Source organism: Rossellomorea marisflavi (genome assembly GCF_001274775.1).
GTDB lineage: Bacteria > Bacillota > Bacilli > Bacillales > Bacillaceae_B > Rossellomorea > Rossellomorea marisflavi.
Genome location: NZ_LGUE01000001.1, coordinates 613454 through 631189 on the forward strand (window position 1 = coordinate 613454; position 17736 = coordinate 631189).

Consider the following 17736-nt stretch of genomic DNA (forward strand, 5'->3'; position numbering starts at 1 on the left):
ATAAGATTAGTCTCCTTTCATCTTCTCGTAAGGACTGTAGTACGGATCATAGAATGCTTTCCACAAGGTTCCGGTCCGCAATGCTTCGCGGGGAGTGAATTGCTCCAAGCCGGGTGGTTGAAATCCCATATAGAGCTGAGGGGGAGTGGAGTACACCTTCATGGTGATGGGGGGACATGGGTCAAACGGGCTGACATATGGTTCATAGGTTTTATAAAAACTGCTCATTCCTACGCCTCCTTCATCAGGATCCTTCATAGAAGCATATGAAGCTGGGGAGAAAACATGAGGAAAATAAATGCCGTGGATAGAAGGGATGGGCCCTGTCGACGTTGAATTATATACTATACAAAAATAATATAGAGGTGGTACAGCCATGTTTGTCAAAAGCGTGATGATTCCTAAGCATAAGTGTTATGTCGTAAGTGTAGACGAATCCTTGAAAAAAGTACTGGATGTCCTTGAACATCATAAAATCGACGGTGTACCGGTTCTGTCGAATGGGAAATACGCGGGAACGATCAGCCGTTTCTCCATCTACCGGCATTATTTCGAGTCGGGGATGGAAAAAGACGTGTTCCTCAATGAAGTGAAAGCAGGTGAAGTGGCATCGGAACAAGGCACCTACGTGACGGAGAAGGATGTGTTTGAGAGTGCGTTGGTCCTGCTTCAGGATGCTCCGATCCTTCCCGTGGCTGGTGAAGATAGGGAATTCCTCGGTCTGATTACACGATTCGATGTACTGGATCACTTCAAAAGTGCTTTCGGCATGAATACGAAGGGAATAAGGATCGCTTTCTCCTCAGTCGAGACCGAGGGAAGGATCGCCCGTCTGGGGGATATCATCCAACAACATTCCGAATCTGTCATCTCATTGGTCACGTTCGATGAAACGGATAAACTCCTGCGGAGGATCGTTCTAAAACTCGAGAAAAAGGATAATATGAACAAATTCATTTCCAAGTTGGAGAAGTCGGGCTTCAGGATCCTGGATATACACGAAGATGAATGATGTGAATGAAATTCATCCCCTCTCATACGTTGATGTATGGGAGGTTTTTTTATGCGTGAAATCCGGTTACTGGTACTATCGGTCCTGTTCGGAGGTGCTTTCATCCGTCTGTTCCCTGTTCACAAGGGTGAGACAATCTCCGATCTCATCGTGGGCGCCGTCCTCAGCCCGGGCGGATTCTTTGTGGCTTCTGCATTCTTTATTGCCGGTTTCATTCTTCAAGGGAAGGTAATCAAGGTGGAACTTCAAGCCCTCATGGACAGGGAGCCGAGATATATTCTGATGTTCGCCCATTTACTGTCCATCTTCGCATTAACGTGGATTGGTTGGGTGCATGCTTGTATATTCATATCCATTTCATGCGTGTATGGTATGATATCTTTAGATTTTAAACGAGAGGGCGGACGTCATGTGGATCATTAGTATTCTTTTAATCGTTGGGGTTGCCCTCATAGTGTACATGGTGAAGGAGGCGTTCGCCGATCGGGTGAGGGAACTCACGTTTCGATTCCCTTCTTACCCGGTAGATGCTCCTTCCCTGAAGATATTCTTCCTGTCCGATATACATAAACGAAGGATTTCAGAAAACATTATACATGCAGTGCAGGATAAAGCGGACGTAGTCGTCATCGTTGGAGACCTGACCGAGGGAGGGGTCCCCTTGTCCAGGGTGGGGCAGAATCTTGATGCATTATCTTCCATTGGACCGATTTTTTTTGTGTGGGGGAATAATGATTACGAAGTGGACCCGGACCGGCTGAAGGCCCTGTTTCAAAAAAAGGGTGTCCGGGAGATCGTGAATGATACCGCAGGTTACGGTGCAGTGACCTTCATCGGGGTAGATGACGGAACACTTGAAAGGGCTGACCTCCCCCATGCCATGAGAGGGACCGATCCCGATAGATGCCAGATCCTGCTGAGCCATGACCCTTCTTTGAGTGCAGAGCTTACAGCATCGGACGGGGTCGACCTGATGCTCAGCGGCCACACCCATGGGGGACAAATAAGGCTGTTCGGATGGGGCCTTTATCCGAAGTCCGGCGTCGACCGGCTGCAGGCAGTCACAAGGGTGACGAGTGCAGGATATGGTACGTCTCTGCTTCCCCTGAGGCTCGGCGCTAAAGCGGAGACCCATATCATCACAATCGGGCACGGTTCAGGTAAGGAGTAGTCCCCCGCTTATACACAGAGGTTATTCATAGCCTATACAAATTTTACACAACGGAATTTCTGGATTATACTTCTAGTGAGAAGAGTGGACATGGGGGATTTAATATGAGCAATGATAAAAAACAAGAAGGCAAGTATAATATAAAAGCAGTATCAACCATCTTAGGCGTTCAACCCGGTACTCTTCGTGCTTGGGAAAGACGCTATCAGATCATCGCGCCCATCAGGAATGATTCGGGGCATCGCCTCTATACAGAACAGCATGTAAGCATCCTGCGCTGGCTTGTACAAAAGGTGGACCAAGGATTTACGATCAGCCAGGCCGTGTCGCTTCTGGACAAGAGTGAGCTTGAGGATCAGGAACTCTCACCACCTGTACAGAAGGACAGGACGGAAAGCATATCGGATGATTTATTAAAAGCATTACTGAGCTTTGACGAAACGAAGGCTCATGAATTGATCAATCAATCTTTTTCAATCTATACGATCGACAAGGTCGTCATCGATATTCTCGGTAGCCTGCTTGTCAGGATCGGTGACATGTGGGAGAACGGAGAAATTACGACGGCGCACGAACATTTCGCCACCTCCATCCTCAGGTCGAGGATCGGGATCATCATGCACTCATTCCCCCACAACGGCATCCTGCCTAAGGTCGTGGCCGTATGTGGACCAGGTGAGTGGCATGAGCTCGGCCTCCTCATCTTCACATTGTATGTGAGAAGGAAAGGGTTCGAAGTGATTTATCTTGGGTCAAGCATCAAGGAAAATGACATTGAAGTAGTATTGGATGAAGTGCAGCCCAAGTTCCTATTTTTCTCTTGCACGATGAGGGAAAATGTAGATGCTCTACTGGAATTGGTAGAGTCCCTGACCAAGACTCGTCCTGGCCTTGAGATCGGAATGGGAGGGTTCGCCATCGATCATCTCACGAGTAATAAGAAAGCGGAATATGCAGATCATATCGTCGGCCAGCAGAAGAGTGATTGGGAAGCATGGCTAAAGAGCAAATTGTAGAGGTACCATGCACTGATTTACCCCCTGAACATAGTATGTGTTAAACCGTCATACACTTAGGGGGTACAAAGGATGAAGCTGGAGCGAATATCCGAAAACAAAATAAAATTTTCCATCACAGTCGAAGAACTTGAGCAAAAAGGGTTGTTCGAACAAGAAGAATGGAAAAATTCATATATGTGGCATGATTTGTTCGAAGATATGCTGGAAGAGGTCCAATGGAAGTTCGGGATCGAAGCCCAGATGGAAATCACAGTGGAAATTGAATCCTTCGATGAAAGAGAAGTCTGCATGATCCTCACCCTCGAAGCAGATGAGGATTATTCGGATTGGGAAGATATCCATGAGGAAGCTCCTGCTGGAGAGAGGCATCTCCTTGTTTTCATGGAAGATATCGAGGATATCATCTCGGCAGTCAAGCGGATTTCAGACGTCCACTGGTGGCAGCAGTCCAATGGAAATACAGGCTTGTATTTTCATGAAGGCCGCTACTATCTGTTCATCGATGATCTTTCTCCGGAGGAACGGTCATTGTTGGAAGCGATTTTACAGGAATATGGTGAGATATCGTCCATGACCAAGCATATTCTACTGGAATACGGACGGATGCTCATCGAAAGAGATGCAGACCGAGAGCTTCTTCGTTTCTTTTGATGCCCCAAACTCCCTATAGATGCACGTTCAGGTCACTTTCGTATGAAGGTGATTTTTTTGCTTGTTCGATGAGGTAAGAAGCGGGTTGCGCCAGTCCCGTCGCCTAAGCGAAAAGGAAATAATGATAAAATTTGATAGGAAAAAATTAAAAATGAAAGCGATTACAGTTTTTATTCGTTTTTTGCATTTCTGCCTTTGCACAGGAGGATCAAACGTGTATACTATGCTATGAAAGCGGACGACACGTCTTATCACAGTGTAGAATACTGGGAGGTTTAGTATAAAAATGGTAGCCGATAAGGGGAAAGAAAGTCATCAGCATGATGTATTGAAATCAACGCAAACGGTTATTCATCTTGCATTGGATAAATTGGGGTATCCCGAGGAAGTATTCGAATTACTTAAAGAACCTGTCCGTATGTTGACGGTGAAGATTCCGGTGCGGATGGACGACGGGAAAGTGAAGGTGTTCACAGGATACCGGGCGCAACACAATGATGCGGTCGGGCCGACCAAGGGGGGTATCCGTTTCCACCCGAACGTTACGGAGAAGGAAGTAAAAGCCCTTTCAATCTGGATGAGCCTGAAATGCGGCATCGTAGATCTGCCTTACGGTGGAGGAAAAGGTGGTATCATTTGTGATCCAAGGGATATGAGCTTCCGTGAATTGGAGCGTCTGAGCAGAGGATACGTCAGGGCCATCAGTCAAATCGTCGGTCCCGCAAAGGACATACCGGCTCCTGATGTATTTACTAACTCACAAATCATGGCCTGGATGATGGATGAGTACAGCCGCATCGATGAATATAATTCCCCAGGGTTCATTACGGGAAAACCATTGGTCCTGGGGGGCTCCCATGGTAGGGAGACGGCGACTGCCAAAGGGGTGACGATCTGCATACGGGAAGCAGCCAAGAAAAAAGGAATTGACCTGGAAGGGGCGCGTGTAGTGGTCCAGGGCTTCGGGAACGCAGGGAGCTTCCTGGCTAAATTCATGCATGATGCAGGAGCGAAGATCATCGGGATCTCTGATGCGTATGGTGGATTACACGATGAGAACGGTCTTGATATCGACTACCTGCTCGACAGGAGGGACAGCTTTGGGACCGTCACCAAGCTGTTCAACGACACGATCTCTAATGAAGAGCTCTTAGAGCTCGATTGCGATATCCTCGTCCCGGCTGCCATTGAAAATCAGATTACAGAAGAGAATGCCCATAATATCAGGGCAGGGATCGTGGTGGAAGCTGCCAATGGACCAACGACCCTTGAAGCCACAAAGATCCTGACGGAACGCGGCATCCTCCTTGTCCCGGATGTACTGGCATCGTCGGGTGGAGTGACAGTCTCGTATTTCGAGTGGGTTCAAAACAATCAAGGCTACTACTGGACCGAAGAAGAAGTAGAAGAGAAGTTAGAGAAGATCCTTGTGAATTCGTTCCAAAATGTCTACGATACCGCCCAAACGAGGCGCGTCGACATGAGGCTCGCTGCCTACATGGTCGGCGTCCGTAAAATGGCGGAAGCGTGTCGGTTCAGGGGCTGGATTTAAGAAACTCAATGAGGTCGTCCGATAAGGGCGGCCTTTTTCGCTTGGGTGGAAAGGACAAAGGGAAGAGTTGGGGGTCATGATTCTTTGACCTCCTTTTAAAAGTATTACATAATATGTGTAAGACCAAACGAGAAAAAGATCCGTTGTATTTGAAGGAGTGTCACAGTTGAAAAAAGAAGATTGCATCATCGTCGGTGGGGGGCCGTGTGGATTATCGGCTTCCATCCGATTGAGAGAACAAGGATTGAATCCTTTAATCATTGAAAAGGGAAATATCGTGAACGCCATCTATCATTACCCGACACATCAGACATTCTTCTCCTCCAGCGAGAAGCTCGAGATCGGGGACGTTCCGTTTGTCATTGAAGAGCATAAACCGCGCAGGAATCAGGCGCTTGTTTATTATCGTGAGGTGGCGAAAAGGAAGGATCTGAGGATCAATCGCTTTGAAACAGTGGAGAAGGTGGAGAAAAGGGGTGACACCTTCATTGTCTCTACCACAAAAGACCAATATGAGTGTAACTATATCGTCATTGCCACGGGTTATTATGATCACCCCAACTATATGGGGATACCTGGAGAAGAATTGGATAAAGTATACCATTACTTCAAGGAAGCCCATCCCTTCTTTGACACGGATGTGGTTGTGATCGGCGGGAAAAATTCGGCTGTCGATGCAGCACTTGAATTGAATAAGGCAGGAGCAAGGGTCACGGTCATCTACAGGGGCAGTGAGTACTCGAAGAGTGTGAAACCGTGGATCCTTCCTAATTTCGATGCCCTCGTACGAAACGGTGAAATCAAGATGGAATTCGATGCATGCGTGGAAGAAATCACGGATGAAACCGTCACCTACAGCAGGGATGGAAAAACCTTCTCCGTTACAAATGATTATGTATTCGCCATGACGGGCTATCACCCTGATCACAGTTTTCTTACCAAGATGGGAATTGAGCTTGATCCTGAATCCGGAAGGCCTTTGATCAACGAAGAGACGATGGAAACGAATGTTGACAACATCTATATTGCAGGTGTCATCGCGGCCGGTAATAATGCCAATGAAATCTTCATTGAAAACGGCAGGCATCATGGAGGACTGATCGCAGAGAATATCGCCGGGAAGGAAAGATAAAAAGGTCGGGACAAAACTTAACAGGGACCATGGAGTGGCGAACACTGTCCGAATAAATCATGATCTCCGTGCAAGACTTCACTTACAATGGGTAATCCCTGAGTTCTTGGGGTCTCACGGCACCGCTGGAAATTGCGTCTTGTACTCGGATCGACCGCTGGAAATGATGAAATAGTCATGTTCATGAAGCAAATTGAAAACCCGAATTCATACTCCTGATATCAGGCAAATGAATTCGGGTTTTACTATGACTAAAACAAGTTGTCCGAGCCTCTTTTATTGTTTGAAAATCAATTCAAGCTCATTCATATCGCTTGTCTGGGACAGGGCCACCATTAGCTTGATCCGCGCTTTCTGTCCGTTGAGGCCGTTGGAGAATATGACCCCTTTTTCCTTCAGTTCCTTGCCCCCGCCTGCGTAACCGTACACATCCTGAGCAATTCCGTTGAAGCATCTGGATACCAGCACCACCGGTATGTTGGCGGCAATAAGTTCATTAATTCCTTCGAGTGCACCAGGTGGAAGATTACCTTGTCCGAGTGCCTCAATGACGACTCCTTCGTAGCTTAGCTCCTTGATCGCTTTCAGCAGATCGGAGTCCATTCCTGCATAAGCTTTGATCAATGTCACCTTTTTGGAGACGTCACACACATGATAATGCTCGTTTGAAGTGGGCTGGTGATGATACAGGATGCCCTGCTTGGTGACGATCCCGATCGGTCCGTATTGAGGACTCTGGAAGGTCGATACATTACTTGTGTGGGTTTTGGTTACGTTTTTGGCAGAGTGGATCTCGTCATTCAGAACGACGAGGACCCCTTTGGAGATGGACTTATCATCGGCCGCGACGCGAACCGATGATATGAGGTTGTAGAGACCGTCCGCTCCGATTTCATTGCTTGATCGCATGGCACCTGTCACAACGACTGCGATCGGCAGTGATAGTGTGAGATCCAGGAAGTAGGCCGTTTCTTCCAATGTATCCGTTCCATGCGTGATGACCACCCCATGGAAGGGCTCTTCTTTATATGAATCCTCGATCAGCCTCTTGATCTTTTCCATATGTACTGGTGTGATATGGGGAGAAGGAAGATGGAATGCCTCGATCACGTGTAGATCGGCAAGGTCGGATACGATGGATGTCTGGACAGAAAGAGGATTCTCCTTGCCTGGACTTACGGCACCGGTCTCTGCATCCTCCATCATGGAGATGGTTCCCCCCGTGTGGATGACGATGATTTTCTTTTTCATGGATTTCTCCTCCAGTCGATAAGATACTATTTTCATTCCTAGTTTAACATGATACGATGAAGGAAACGGAAAGAAAAGAGGACTTTTTATGCTGGTGATCTTATCAGCAGGCATAGCACCTGGCTTGGCGCTGCTGAGTTATTTTTACCTACGCGATGAATACGATGCAGAACCTGTGGCGCTGGTGTTCAAGGCCTTTTTATTTGGTGTGATCATCACCTTTCCAATCATGTTCCTCCAATACGTACTGGATGTCGAAGGGTTTGTCACTTCGAACTTCTCCACCGCCTATCTTTCCTCAGGATTCCTGGAGGAGTTTTTTAAATGGTTCATCCTCATCGTCGTCATTTATCAGCATGTACATTTCGACGAACCTTATGACGGTATCATTTACGGAGCAAGTGTTTCCCTGGGATTCGCGACAGTGGAAAATATCCTTTACCTCGTAGCGAACGGAGTGGAGTACGCATTCGGACGTGCACTCCTTCCTGTATCAAGTCATGCATTATTCGGTGTCCTGATGGGGTATTACCTTGGAAAAGCAAAGTTCTCCCCGGAAGAGGGGAAGGTGAAGTGGATGATCATGTCGATCTCCCTGCCCATCATCCTGCATGGTACCTACAATTATATCTTCCTTTCAGAAAAAAACTGGGTGTATTTTATGATTCCCTTCATGTTCTTCCTTTGGTGGCTAGGATTGAAAAAGGTAAAACAAGCTCACAGGCTATCAGAACACCACTATAAATCAAAAATGATCAAGGATCCCGTAAGACACTCAGGCTGAGTGTTTTTTTTATTTCATGCAGATCAGTGTTGGATGACTGCATATTTGAGCAAAGAGCTTTGCATAAAATGGATGCCTCTACAAAAACTACTGAAAATGTGAAATGAGAATATGGAGGGTACGCATGATGAAGAGAATTTGGAAAGTTGGCGCTGCAGTACTGGTCTGCATCCTTGTTATGATATCGTCCGAAGCATCGGAAACAGATGCGTTCACAGGGCAGGTCATCCAGCAGGGGGCCACCGGTGATGATGTCATCGAGCTTCAGGCGAGACTTCAATATATAGGGTTCTATAACGGGAAGATTGACGGGGTATTCGGGTGGGGAACCTATTGGGCCCTGCGTAATTTTCAGTACGAATACGGACTGCCCATTGATGGTCTCGCAGGCAAAACGACGAAAGATAAGTTAACCAAAGCTTCAAAGTTCGATAAACAGTATGTGCATGATCAGATCAATAAAGGAAACAAGTTCACCTACTATGGGGGCACCGCCCAAAGCAAGCAGAGCACCGGGAAAACGGACGCCAATAAAGGATCATCCGGGGCAAAACCATCGGCCGTCAATGCACCGAGCGGCTATTCCCAGAATGATATCCAACTCATGGCCAACGCTGTCTACGGTGAGGCCAGGGGAGAGCCGTATGAAGGTCAGGTGGCTGTGGCTGCCGTCATATTGAACCGGATCGACAGCGCTTCCTTCCCGAACACAGCGGCAGGAGTCATCTTCGAACCAGGTGCATTCACAGCCGTAGCGGATGGTCAGATCTGGCTCACACCGAATGAGAGGGCCAAGGAAGCAGTTATGGATGCCATAAATGGATGGGATCCTTCGTCGAGTGCCCTCTACTATTTCAATCCGGAGACGGCCACAAGTAAATGGATTTGGACCAGACCACAGATCAAGAAAATCGGGAAGCATATATTCTGTAATTAAGGGGTGATCCAAGATGATACGAGGAATAATCATTGCAGTATTAGTCATAGGCGTGGCAGGAACGGCCTTCTGGGGGTATCAGGAGCACCAGGAGAAGAATGCGATACTCATCAACGCAGAGAATAATTATCAGCGAGCCTTCCATGAGTTGACTTACCAGATGGACATGCTGCATGACGGAATCGGCGCCACGCTCGCCATGAATTCAAGGAAGTCTCTGTCACCGGCCTTGGCGGATGTGTGGAGGCTGACTTCACAGGCGCACAGCGATGTGGGGCAGCTGCCCCTATCGCTCCTGCCGTTCAACAAAACGGAGGAATTCCTGAGCCAGATCGGTGACTTCAGCTATCGCACGGCCGTACGTGACCTCGATAAGAACCCGTTGACAGATGAAGAATACAAATCACTCGAAAAATTGTATGAACAAAGTGCGGAAATCCAGGATGAACTTCGAACCGTACAAAATCTGGTCATGAAGAATAACCTCCGTTGGATGGATGTTGAAATGGCCCTAGCCAGTGGAAAAGAGCAAGCCGATAATACCATTATCGACGGATTCAAGACCGTTGAAAAAAATGTAACGGGCTATACAGAAGCAAATGTCGGGACAACGACGTTCGTAAACAATCAGAAAAAAGAAAATAATTTCAAGAAGCTCAAAGGGAAAAACATTACGAAGGATCAAGCGGTCGCCCTCTTGAGAAAGTATTCGGGTATCGGTGAATCGAAGGATGCAAGGGTCGAAAAAAGCGGGAAGGGCTCAGAGTTTGAATTTTATTCCGTTTCCATCGGCAATGGTGGGACGGATGCCAGTATGGATGTTACGAAAAAAGGCGGCTATCCTATCTGGTATATCAATAACCGCAATGTGAAGGATGCCGTCATCTCCTTGAATGAGGCCTCACGCAATGCTTCAAAGTTCCTGAACGATAATGATTTCGAGCAGTTGGAGCTGTTTGAAAGCGCTCAGTACAATAATATCGGTGTCTTCACCTTCGTGAAGACGATTGATGGGGTAAGGATCTATCCTGATTCAATCAAAGTGAAGGTGGCCCTTGACAACGGTCAGATCGTCGGATTTGCTGCAGACGAATACCTGAGGAATCATCATGACCGAGAAACGGCTGAGCCGACCATTTCGATTGAGAAGGCAAAGGGATACACCAGTCCGAATCTGAAAGTGATGGAAGAGAGACAGGCAGTCATCGTCAATGATCTGAATGAAGAGGTGCTCTGCTATGAATTCCTAGGAATGATGGGAAAGGACACCTTCAGGATCTTCATCAACGCACAGAACGGTCAGGAAGAAAAAGTCGAGCGTATGAAAAGTACAGAACAGCTTTATTAAGCAGGAAACGGGCTAAATGGCCCGTTTTTTCTTGTATAGATGAAAAATTATGGAAAACAAAAGAAAGGAATGGCATAATGAAAGTAGGTATAAAAGGATAGGAGGAAAGAACTGTGTTTGAAGTTGGGATGACTCTGCAGTTGGAGCAGGACGGAGTAGAAGGGACGTATAAATGCAGGGTGTGCGAACTGGAAGATGATAAGGTCCTGATTGATTATCCAATCCATCAGAAAACGGGGAAATCCATTTTCCTTATCAACGGAACGCGCCTGAAGGTGAGTTTTGTCCTGAAGGACCAGACGGTGTTGGAATGTAAGACGGATGTGGTGGGGAGAAGGATGGCGGAAATTCCTTTGATCGAGCTGGAGCGTCCATCAGAGGAAGAGTTTCAACGGATCCAGAGGCGGCATTTCGTCCGGATCGAAGCACCGGTCGACATCAGTCTGAAGACGGAGGGGAATCAGATTGTCACGGTTACGGAAGACATCAGTGCAGGGGGATGCGCTCTCATCCTGAAAGAGGATGCAGGGATCCGGGAAGAGGAAGAAGTAGAGCTATTCCTTGTCCTCCCTTTGCAAAAGGCCAACCAGTACCTTGAGCTGAAGGGAAGGGTCAGTCGAATATGGGAAAAAGACAGGAGAAAACTTGCAAGCATTGAATTCATTGCACCGGATGAAGCCCATAAGCGCCACATCATGCGATTCTGTTTTGAAAAACAGCTAGATCACAGAAAAAAAGGGTTTGCATGAATAATATCTAATGGATGGTGCATACTTTTTCTAATCAAATGGAAAAGGTGATGGAATGAAAGCCGTCGAACGAATCCTCCTCAAACTGATGATCATGCATCTGATCCTGCTCTTTGCCGCCCAGTGGCTCATCCACTATGATCCCATTCCGTCCCTTCGGAAGATCACATTTTATGAAGGAGTGGAAAAACTGACATACAGCGAAATACTCGAAACAATCAAGAATCCAGGCAGATAGGGGCGTAAAGCCCTTCCTCTCCTCCTTCCTTCCTTGGTGTTCCCCCCTCTTAGCCCGAACCCCTGAATGGAAAACTTTCCTGATGCGCCCCCGATGATTTATGTTAAAATGGATAAGAAATTTATTAGGAATGTAAGCAGGTGGATGAAAATGAATTTGAGAATAGCTATTGATGGTCCTGCAGCGGCAGGAAAAAGCACCGTCGCAAAGATCGTGGCGGGAAGATTGTCTTATCTTTATATCGATACAGGTGCCATGTACAGGTCCCTGACATATAAAGCATTGAATAAAGGTGTCGCTTTGACAGATGAGGATGCCCTTAAAGAGGTATTGGATGCTACGGTCATCGAGTTGCAGCCTACAGATGGCGGACAGATCGTCCTCGTAGACGGAACGGATGTAACGGATGAGATCAGGCAGGCAAACGTAACGAATTCGGTCTCACATGTTGCTGTGCACTCCAAGGTCCGTGAAGAAATGGTCAGCAGGCAGCAGCAGCTTGCAAGGGAAGGCGGCGTCGTCATGGACGGCCGCGATATCGGAACCCATGTGATACCAGATGCTGAAGTGAAGATCTTCCTGCTTGCGAGCGTGGAGGAGCGGGCGGAGCGTCGTCATTCTGAGAATTTGAGAAAAGGTTTTCCCTCCGACCTTGAAAAGTTGAAGGAAGAGATCGCCCTTCGGGATAAAATCGATTCCGAGAGGGAAGTTGCACCGCTGAAAAAGGCAGAGGATGCCATCGAAATCGATACAACCTCCCTTTCAATCAATGAAGTGGTGCAGGAAATCATGAAACAAGTGGAAAGGATCGGTTGATGTGAATCTTTATTCCTTTGCAAGAGGCCTTGTGAAGTCCATCCTTTCTCCGTTGTACCGCATTCAGGTGGAGGGTCTTGAACACTTCCCTAAAGAAGGGGGCGTCCTCCTTTGCTCGAATCACATCGACAACCTGGATCCCCCGGTCGTCGGAGTCGCAGCCCCAAGACCCGTGTCGTTTATGGCCAAAGAGGAGCTCTTCAATGTACCGATCCTCGGGAAGATCCTTCCGGGTATCCACGCTTTCCCCGTACGGAGGGGGATGAGCGACCGGGAGGCATTGAGGAAGGGTCTGAAGGTTTTGAAAGAGGGAGAGGTTTTAGGTCTGTTCCCAGAGGGTACTAGAAGTAAAACAGGAGAAATCGGAAAGGGATTGGCAGGAGCGGGATTCTTTGCACTACGCTCAGACGCTCATGTCGTACCGTGTGCCATCATTGGTCCATACAAACCATTCCGGAAGCTCAGGGTCGTCTTCGGTCCGCCGATCGATATGGATCCGATCAGGGGGCAAAAGATGAACGCCGAGCAAACGACTGACATCATCATGGGTCATATCTCCGATTTAATGAAGAACCATCATTAATATAAGCTTTCTTGCTTGACAAAAAGGACTATTTATTAGAAGTTAATAGAAAGAATATTTAAAATGCATGCGAGAAGTTCAAATTTTTTGCAGTCATGGATTAAGGAGGAGTACATAATGGAAGACATGAATGGAATCGAAGTGAAAAATCTCGAGATTGGTGAAAGAGTTCAAGGTACCGTCACTAAGGTCGAAGAGAAACAGGTCCTAGTGGATGTCCAGGATAGCAAGGTGGATGGCATCATTCCAATCAGTGAACTCTCAAGCCTTCATATTGAAACAGCATCCGATGTAGTCAGTGAAGGGGATGTACTTGAGCTAATCGTGACGAAAGTGGAAGAGGAGCTCTTAGTCCTGTCCAAACGCAAAGTTGATGCTGAAAAAGCATGGGAAGATATGAAAGACCGCTTTGAACAAGGGGAGATCTTTGAAGCGGAAGTCAAAGACGTCGTCAAGGGTGGTCTTGTTGTCGATCTCGGCGTACGCGGTTTCGTGCCAGCTTCACTTGTCGAAGATCACTATGTTGAGGATTTCGCAGATTACAAGAATAAGACTCTTACGTTCAAGATCGTGGAATTGGACCAGGAGAAAAATCGCTTGATCCTTTCCCACCGCGCAGTGGTCGAAGCGGAGAAGCAAGAGCAGAAGAAGCAGCTTCTCGTCGACATCGAATCCGGTTCCGTCCTTGAAGGAACCGTACAAAGAATCACTGATTTCGGAGCTTTCGTCGATATCGGTGGTGTGGACGGACTTGTCCATATTTCTCAGCTTTCCCACGAACATGTTGAGAAACCGTCAGACGTAGTGACAGAAGGTCAGAAAGTAACGGTCAAGGTACTAAGCGTGGACCGTGACAACGAACGGATCTCCTTATCCATCAAGGAGACTCTACCTGGACCTTGGAGTGAGATCGCAAGCAAAGCACCAAAAGGAACCGTCCTTGAAGGGGTCGTGAAACGCCTCGTTTCTTATGGCGCATTCGTCGAGGTTTTCCCCGGCGTAGAAGGACTTGTGCATATTTCCCAGATTTCTCACAAGCATATCGGTACACCGCATGAAGTCCTTCAGGAGAACCAGGATGTGAAAGTGAAGGTCCTTGATGTGAATGAAGCAGATCAACGCCTTTCATTGAGCATCAAGGCGCTTGAAGAAAAAGAAGCGGAAGTAACCGATTATGAAATGCCGGAAGAAAGCACAGGGTTCCAGCTCGGTGAAATGATCGGTGATAAACTGAAAGATTTGAAATAAAAGCAGGTTTGATTACAATCCCCTTGCCGGTTATGGCGGGGGATTGCTTTACGATAAAATACAAAATGGTGATGCGTGTGACAAGAGCTCAACGAAAACAGGATCATATTAAACATGCTTTATCAACAGGTCAGCTTCGAAAGACCGGTTTTGATGAAGTAGCTTTTGTTCACCAAAGCTTACCGAATATAGCACTTGAAGATATTGATCTTCACACAAAAATCGGCGGACTTGAGTGGAGTTCGCCGATTTTCATTAATGCTATGACCGGTGGTGGCGGGGAACAAACATCCAAGATCAATGAGGATCTCTCGGTTCTTGCCAGGGAAACAGGTATGGCCATAGCCGTGGGGTCACAGATGTCCGCACTGAAGGACACGTCAGAAAGATCCACATATGAAATCGTACGGAAATATAATCCTGAGGGGATCGTACTTGGGAACCTGGGCAGTGAGGCTACGGTTCAGCAGGCACAGGACGCCGTGGAGATGATCCGTGCTGATGCCCTTCAAATCCATCTGAATGTCATCCAGGAACTGACCATGCCTGAAGGGGATCGTGACTTCAAAGGAGCACTGGAGCGAATCGGATTGATTGCAGAAGGCCTGTCTGTACCTGTCATAGTGAAAGAAACCGGCTTCGGAATCAGTAGGGAAGCGGCACAGGCCCTTTCCCGAACGAAGATAGCCGGAATCGACATCGGTGGCTTCGGAGGTACCAACTTCTCAAGGATTGAAAATCAACGTCGTGAAAGGATGCTTCATTTCTTTGATGATTGGGGCATTCCGACGGCCATTTCCATTGCAGAAGCCCATCAGGCCACAGACCTGCCGATCATTTCCTCAGGTGGTATCATGAATAGTCTGGATATCGTCAAGTCGATCAGTCTCGGGGCATCGGCTGCCGGTATGGCAGGTGTACTTCTTGGTAAACTATTGGGCGATGGACTTCAAGCTACCATCAAGGAAGTCAATGAGATCCATACGGATATACGCTATCTTATGAGCGCTTTGGGCTGTGAGACGCTTGAAGATCTCCATCAGACGCCCCTCATCCTTACAGGGCATGTGTACCACTGGCTGATGGTACGTGGCCTTGAACCAGAACGTTTCAGCAGAAGGGGAATATAAAGAAAAGAACGGATCCGACGGGATCCGTTCTTTTTTATGTGATAAATGGATTCAAGTCTGCTTGAACCCCAACGTATCTCTGAGCAGGTGGATCACCTATGCTTTCGGCTTTCATCAGGGCTTTCCATGCTTGTAGCACCTTTGTAATGAAGCCCCTGGTCACGATCTGATTCCACTCGCTTACTCTGTTTCAGTTTCTTTTCCTGGCGATCTTTTCCCATCTGTCTCTCACCCCCTTCCTTTATTTTTTCAGTGATGATTTTTCTCATACATGAATGGGATACATAAATATTTTCCATAATGTAGATAGTAAGGGAGAGTGAACGTCATGGAAGGTATATTTTATTTGTGGATATTATGGGGAGTCTGGGTTTACAGTACGTTTCTGATGAAGAAGGGACGGGTCCGCTTTTGGATTTCCTTTTGCACGTTGGTCCTGGTTGCTTCCTTTCCATATGAATTCGGAATGGGTCACTACCGAGTCACCGTTCCCTTGGTACTGATTGTATTACTGGCCCTGTGGACCATAAGAGAGTTGCCGCTGCGTAAAAAATTGTACCTTTTCATCAGCTTGATCTCAACGGCCATGTGCCTGACAGGTGTGAAGCTCGTATCGATCTATGACCCAGTCCTCGTGATCGTAGATCCCTTCATTCTTGATGTATCGGTCCTGATTGTAATGGGGTTCCTCTTTTACAGCGACGTTGCTTCAAGGAATGTGAGGTATGCATCTGTCCTTCTTGGAGGTGCCTTGGGGCAGGTATTCATCGGAATGATTCTGACGACCATCGGTTTTGGCCATACGATCGGTGAGCACAAGTACATGGACGCAGCTGCCGTATCGTTTCTTATCCTGGTCGGGATTGATGGGCTTCTGTTTATAAATCGATTATTTAATGCGAAACTTCAGGAAAACAAGGGGGATGCACATCACTTATGAATGACTATGTTTTTCCGGTGATCTTCGGGGTAGTGGCAGGGACCCTGACACGAATCTATATGCTGCGAACGGACTACCGGCAATATCCGACGTATCTTCACGGCAAGATCATCCACATTGCACTTGGATTCATTGCATCCGGTCTTGGGGCCATCGCGATCCCTGCCCTGATGGAAGAGAACTTCACGGCCATCACCTTCCTGACGGTGGCGGCTTCACAGTTCAGGGACGTCCGTAATATGGAGAGGACGACACTCACGGAACTGGATGCCTATGAGCTTGTACCACGTGGCGCCACCTATATAGAAGGGATTGCGGTTGCTTTTGAAAGCCGTAATTATCTGGTGATCTTCACTTCATTGATCGCGACCTTGACTTTCATTGTGTTCAATTTTTATATCGCCCTTGTCGTCAGTCTGGTCTGTATGTTTGTGTCCCATCTGCTGATGGCTGGTGGGAAGCTTAAGGACATTGTGGATATTGAGTTTATCAAGCCTCATTTTGATGGCCCCGGCTTATATGTCGATAATATCTACATCATGAATATCGGACTTCCTGCAAGACAGGAGGAGATCATGAAGTACGGGATGGGCTTCATTCTCGCCCCCAAAACCTTCGATGCCAGTTCGACACTGGCGAACCTTGGTCAACGACAGGCGATCCTCCATGATATCTCCACGTCGCTCGGGATCTACAAAGATTCAGGTACGCCTGCCCTTACACCGCTGGCAAAGCGGGATCTCGATGATGGTCGCGTGGGAATCTTCGTGCTACCTCAGAAAAAGGATGTCGATATGGCAATCTCCATACTCGGTCAGGTCCCGACGCTTGAAAATGCCATCAGGATGCCCTCTGAATCCAAGGCGAACAAGGAGGCCCATAAATGAGCACGGTCATACAAAAATTCATCCTGGCAGCAGTTACCACATCGCCTGAAAGAGTGCCTTCAGGAACAGCGGTCTTTCACTGTAAAACCATTGAAGAACTGCAGAAAGTGTGCAATAACCTGGAAGCCATCCTTGATGGAATTGCCCATGAGTTGGACGAAGGCTTATTCATTATTGTAAAACACTAATTGCTAGTTTCATCTTTTATTGTTAAAATACTTAAGTTAAGGGGACTGACCCAGTGAAGGGCCAGTCCTTCTCTACATAAACGCGAATTAATGAAACGGA

General features: G+C 47.3%; 22 protein-coding genes. 19 read left to right on the forward strand and 3 right to left on the reverse strand.

The window, feature by feature from the left end; translation table 11 throughout:
• Window positions 1-6: 6 nt before the first annotated feature.
• Complete coding sequence (locus AF331_RS03080) at window positions 7-228, reverse strand: spore coat associated protein CotJA (RefSeq protein ID WP_053426709.1); 222 nt, start codon at window positions 226-228, stop codon at window positions 7-9.
• A 148-nt stretch (window positions 229-376) separates the two neighbouring features.
• Between AF331_RS03080 and AF331_RS03085 the strand changes: the two genes are divergently transcribed.
• From AF331_RS03085 to AF331_RS03115, 7 genes are all read left to right on the forward strand, one after another.
• Complete coding sequence (locus tag AF331_RS03085) at window positions 377-1012, forward strand: CBS domain-containing protein (protein WP_053426710.1); 636 nt, start codon at window positions 377-379, stop codon at window positions 1010-1012.
• 51 nt (window positions 1013-1063) lie between these two features.
• Window positions 1064-1435 carry a hypothetical protein gene (locus AF331_RS03090; protein ID WP_053426711.1) on the forward strand — a complete coding sequence of 124 codons (372 nt, stop codon included), beginning with the start codon at window positions 1064-1066 and terminating at the stop codon, window positions 1433-1435.
• Window positions 1422-2183, forward strand: coding sequence for a metallophosphoesterase (locus AF331_RS03095; protein WP_053426712.1), 762 nt, complete (start codon window positions 1422-1424; stop codon window positions 2181-2183). Before AF331_RS03090 ends, AF331_RS03095 begins: the two co-directional genes overlap by 14 nt.
• A 104-nt stretch (window positions 2184-2287) precedes the next feature.
• Window positions 2288-3199, forward strand: coding sequence for a MerR family transcriptional regulator (locus AF331_RS03100; RefSeq protein ID WP_053426713.1), 912 nt, complete (start codon window positions 2288-2290; stop codon window positions 3197-3199).
• 72 nt (window positions 3200-3271) lie between these two features.
• Window positions 3272-3853, forward strand: a complete 582-nt coding sequence (locus tag AF331_RS03105) for an adaptor protein MecA (protein ID WP_053426714.1) — start codon at window positions 3272-3274, stop codon at window positions 3851-3853.
• A 286-nt stretch (window positions 3854-4139) separates the two neighbouring features.
• Window positions 4140-5405 carry a Glu/Leu/Phe/Val family dehydrogenase gene (locus AF331_RS03110; protein WP_053426715.1) on the forward strand — a complete coding sequence of 422 codons (1266 nt, stop codon included), beginning with the start codon at window positions 4140-4142 and terminating at the stop codon, window positions 5403-5405.
• A 166-nt stretch (window positions 5406-5571) separates the two neighbouring features.
• Complete coding sequence (locus AF331_RS03115; protein WP_053426716.1) at window positions 5572-6537, forward strand: YpdA family putative bacillithiol disulfide reductase; 966 nt, start codon at window positions 5572-5574, stop codon at window positions 6535-6537.
• Between the two features lie 276 nt (window positions 6538-6813).
• Here the strand turns inward: AF331_RS03115 and AF331_RS03120 are convergent, their stop codons facing one another.
• On the reverse strand, window positions 6814-7788 hold the full coding sequence (locus AF331_RS03120; RefSeq protein WP_053426717.1) for an asparaginase: 975 nt from the start codon (window positions 7786-7788) through the stop codon (window positions 6814-6816).
• An 88-nt stretch (window positions 7789-7876) separates the two neighbouring features.
• Between AF331_RS03120 and prsW the strand changes: the two genes are divergently transcribed.
• The 9 genes from prsW to fni all read left to right on the forward strand — a co-directional run bounded on the left by prsW (window position 7877) and on the right by fni (window position 15621).
• Window positions 7877-8572, forward strand: a complete 696-nt coding sequence (gene prsW / locus AF331_RS03125; protein WP_053426718.1) for a glutamic-type intramembrane protease PrsW — start codon at window positions 7877-7879, stop codon at window positions 8570-8572.
• A 124-nt stretch (window positions 8573-8696) separates the two neighbouring features.
• Entirely contained in the window at window positions 8697-9509 is an 813-nt protein-coding gene (gene sleB, locus AF331_RS03130; protein WP_412177704.1) for a spore cortex-lytic enzyme, read from the forward strand.
• A 13-nt stretch (window positions 9510-9522) separates the two neighbouring features.
• Window positions 9523-10857 (forward strand): germination protein YpeB, encoded by a 1335-nt coding sequence (gene ypeB / locus AF331_RS03135; RefSeq protein WP_053426719.1) that lies wholly within the window; start codon window positions 9523-9525, stop codon window positions 10855-10857.
• A gap of 113 nt (window positions 10858-10970) precedes the next feature.
• Window positions 10971-11606, forward strand: a complete 636-nt coding sequence (locus AF331_RS03140) for a flagellar brake protein (protein WP_053426720.1) — start codon at window positions 10971-10973, stop codon at window positions 11604-11606.
• A 55-nt stretch (window positions 11607-11661) separates the two neighbouring features.
• Window positions 11662-11844, forward strand: coding sequence for a YpfB family protein (locus AF331_RS03145; protein ID WP_053426721.1), 183 nt, complete (start codon window positions 11662-11664; stop codon window positions 11842-11844).
• 144 nt (window positions 11845-11988) lie between these two features.
• Entirely contained in the window at window positions 11989-12660 is a 672-nt protein-coding gene (cmk, locus tag AF331_RS03150; RefSeq protein WP_053426722.1) for a (d)CMP kinase, read from the forward strand.
• Between the two features lies 1 nt (window position 12661).
• Window positions 12662-13243 (forward strand): lysophospholipid acyltransferase family protein, encoded by a 582-nt coding sequence (locus tag AF331_RS03155; protein ID WP_053426723.1) that lies wholly within the window; start codon window positions 12662-12664, stop codon window positions 13241-13243.
• Between the two features lie 114 nt (window positions 13244-13357).
• Window positions 13358-14491: a 30S ribosomal protein S1 gene (gene rpsA, locus AF331_RS03160; protein ID WP_053427759.1), complete on the forward strand. Its 1134-nt coding sequence runs from the start codon at window positions 13358-13360 to the stop codon at window positions 14489-14491.
• A 77-nt stretch (window positions 14492-14568) separates the two neighbouring features.
• Complete coding sequence (fni, locus tag AF331_RS03165) at window positions 14569-15621, forward strand: type 2 isopentenyl-diphosphate Delta-isomerase (RefSeq protein WP_053427760.1); 1053 nt, start codon at window positions 14569-14571, stop codon at window positions 15619-15621.
• A 92-nt stretch (window positions 15622-15713) separates the two neighbouring features.
• Here fni and AF331_RS21710 read toward each other — a convergent pair whose 3' ends face one another.
• Window positions 15714-15842, reverse strand: a complete 129-nt coding sequence (locus AF331_RS21710) for a YpzI family protein (protein WP_082346690.1) — start codon at window positions 15840-15842, stop codon at window positions 15714-15716.
• Window positions 15843-15949: 107 nt separating this feature from the next.
• Here AF331_RS21710 and AF331_RS03170 point away from each other — a divergent pair, with 107 nt between their 5' ends.
• The 3 genes from AF331_RS03170 to AF331_RS03180 are packed head-to-tail and all read left to right on the forward strand — an operon-like array spanning window position 15950 to window position 17636.
• A complete protein-coding gene (locus AF331_RS03170; protein ID WP_053426724.1) occupies window positions 15950-16561 on the forward strand; it encodes a YphA family membrane protein in 612 nt (203 codons plus the stop codon).
• Complete coding sequence (locus AF331_RS03175) at window positions 16558-17448, forward strand: YIEGIA family protein (RefSeq protein ID WP_053426725.1); 891 nt, start codon at window positions 16558-16560, stop codon at window positions 17446-17448. Before AF331_RS03170 ends, AF331_RS03175 begins: the two co-directional genes overlap by 4 nt.
• Entirely contained in the window at window positions 17445-17636 is a 192-nt protein-coding gene (locus AF331_RS03180; protein ID WP_048005893.1) for a capping complex subunit for YIEGIA, read from the forward strand. The genes AF331_RS03175 and AF331_RS03180 overlap by 4 nt, the downstream gene beginning before the upstream one ends.
• Window positions 17637-17736 lie beyond the last annotated feature (100 nt).

What these genes read in the sequence shown, in the direction of transcription:
- AF331_RS03080 (WP_053426709.1), bottom strand. Translation starts at nt 228, where the DNA reads ATGAGCAGTTTTTATAAAACCTATGAACCATATGTCAGCCCGTTTGAC.
- AF331_RS03085 (WP_053426710.1), top strand. Translation starts at nt 377, where the DNA reads ATGTTTGTCAAAAGCGTGATGATTCCTAAGCATAAGTGTTATGTCGTA.
- AF331_RS03090 (WP_053426711.1), top strand. Translation starts at nt 1,064, where the DNA reads ATGCGTGAAATCCGGTTACTGGTACTATCGGTCCTGTTCGGAGGTGCT.
- AF331_RS03095 (WP_053426712.1), top strand. Translation starts at nt 1,422, where the DNA reads ATGTGGATCATTAGTATTCTTTTAATCGTTGGGGTTGCCCTCATAGTG.
- AF331_RS03100 (WP_053426713.1), top strand. Translation starts at nt 2,288, where the DNA reads ATGAGCAATGATAAAAAACAAGAAGGCAAGTATAATATAAAAGCAGTA.
- AF331_RS03105 (WP_053426714.1), top strand. Translation starts at nt 3,272, where the DNA reads ATGAAGCTGGAGCGAATATCCGAAAACAAAATAAAATTTTCCATCACA.
- AF331_RS03110 (WP_053426715.1), top strand. Translation starts at nt 4,140, where the DNA reads ATGGTAGCCGATAAGGGGAAAGAAAGTCATCAGCATGATGTATTGAAA.
- AF331_RS03120 (WP_053426717.1), bottom strand. Translation starts at nt 7,788, where the DNA reads ATGAAAAAGAAAATCATCGTCATCCACACGGGGGGAACCATCTCCATG.
- prsW (WP_053426718.1), top strand. Translation starts at nt 7,877, where the DNA reads ATGCTGGTGATCTTATCAGCAGGCATAGCACCTGGCTTGGCGCTGCTG.
- sleB (WP_412177704.1), top strand. Translation starts at nt 8,697, where the DNA reads ATGATGAAGAGAATTTGGAAAGTTGGCGCTGCAGTACTGGTCTGCATC.
- ypeB (WP_053426719.1), top strand. Translation starts at nt 9,523, where the DNA reads ATGATACGAGGAATAATCATTGCAGTATTAGTCATAGGCGTGGCAGGA.
- AF331_RS03145 (WP_053426721.1), top strand. Translation starts at nt 11,662, where the DNA reads ATGAAAGCCGTCGAACGAATCCTCCTCAAACTGATGATCATGCATCTG.
- cmk (WP_053426722.1), top strand. Translation starts at nt 11,989, where the DNA reads ATGAAAATGAATTTGAGAATAGCTATTGATGGTCCTGCAGCGGCAGGA.
- AF331_RS21710 (WP_082346690.1), bottom strand. Translation starts at nt 15,842, where the DNA reads ATGGGAAAAGATCGCCAGGAAAAGAAACTGAAACAGAGTAAGCGAGTG.
- AF331_RS03170 (WP_053426724.1), top strand. Translation starts at nt 15,950, where the DNA reads ATGGAAGGTATATTTTATTTGTGGATATTATGGGGAGTCTGGGTTTAC.
- AF331_RS03175 (WP_053426725.1), top strand. Translation starts at nt 16,558, where the DNA reads ATGAATGACTATGTTTTTCCGGTGATCTTCGGGGTAGTGGCAGGGACC.
- AF331_RS03180 (WP_048005893.1), top strand. Translation starts at nt 17,445, where the DNA reads ATGAGCACGGTCATACAAAAATTCATCCTGGCAGCAGTTACCACATCG.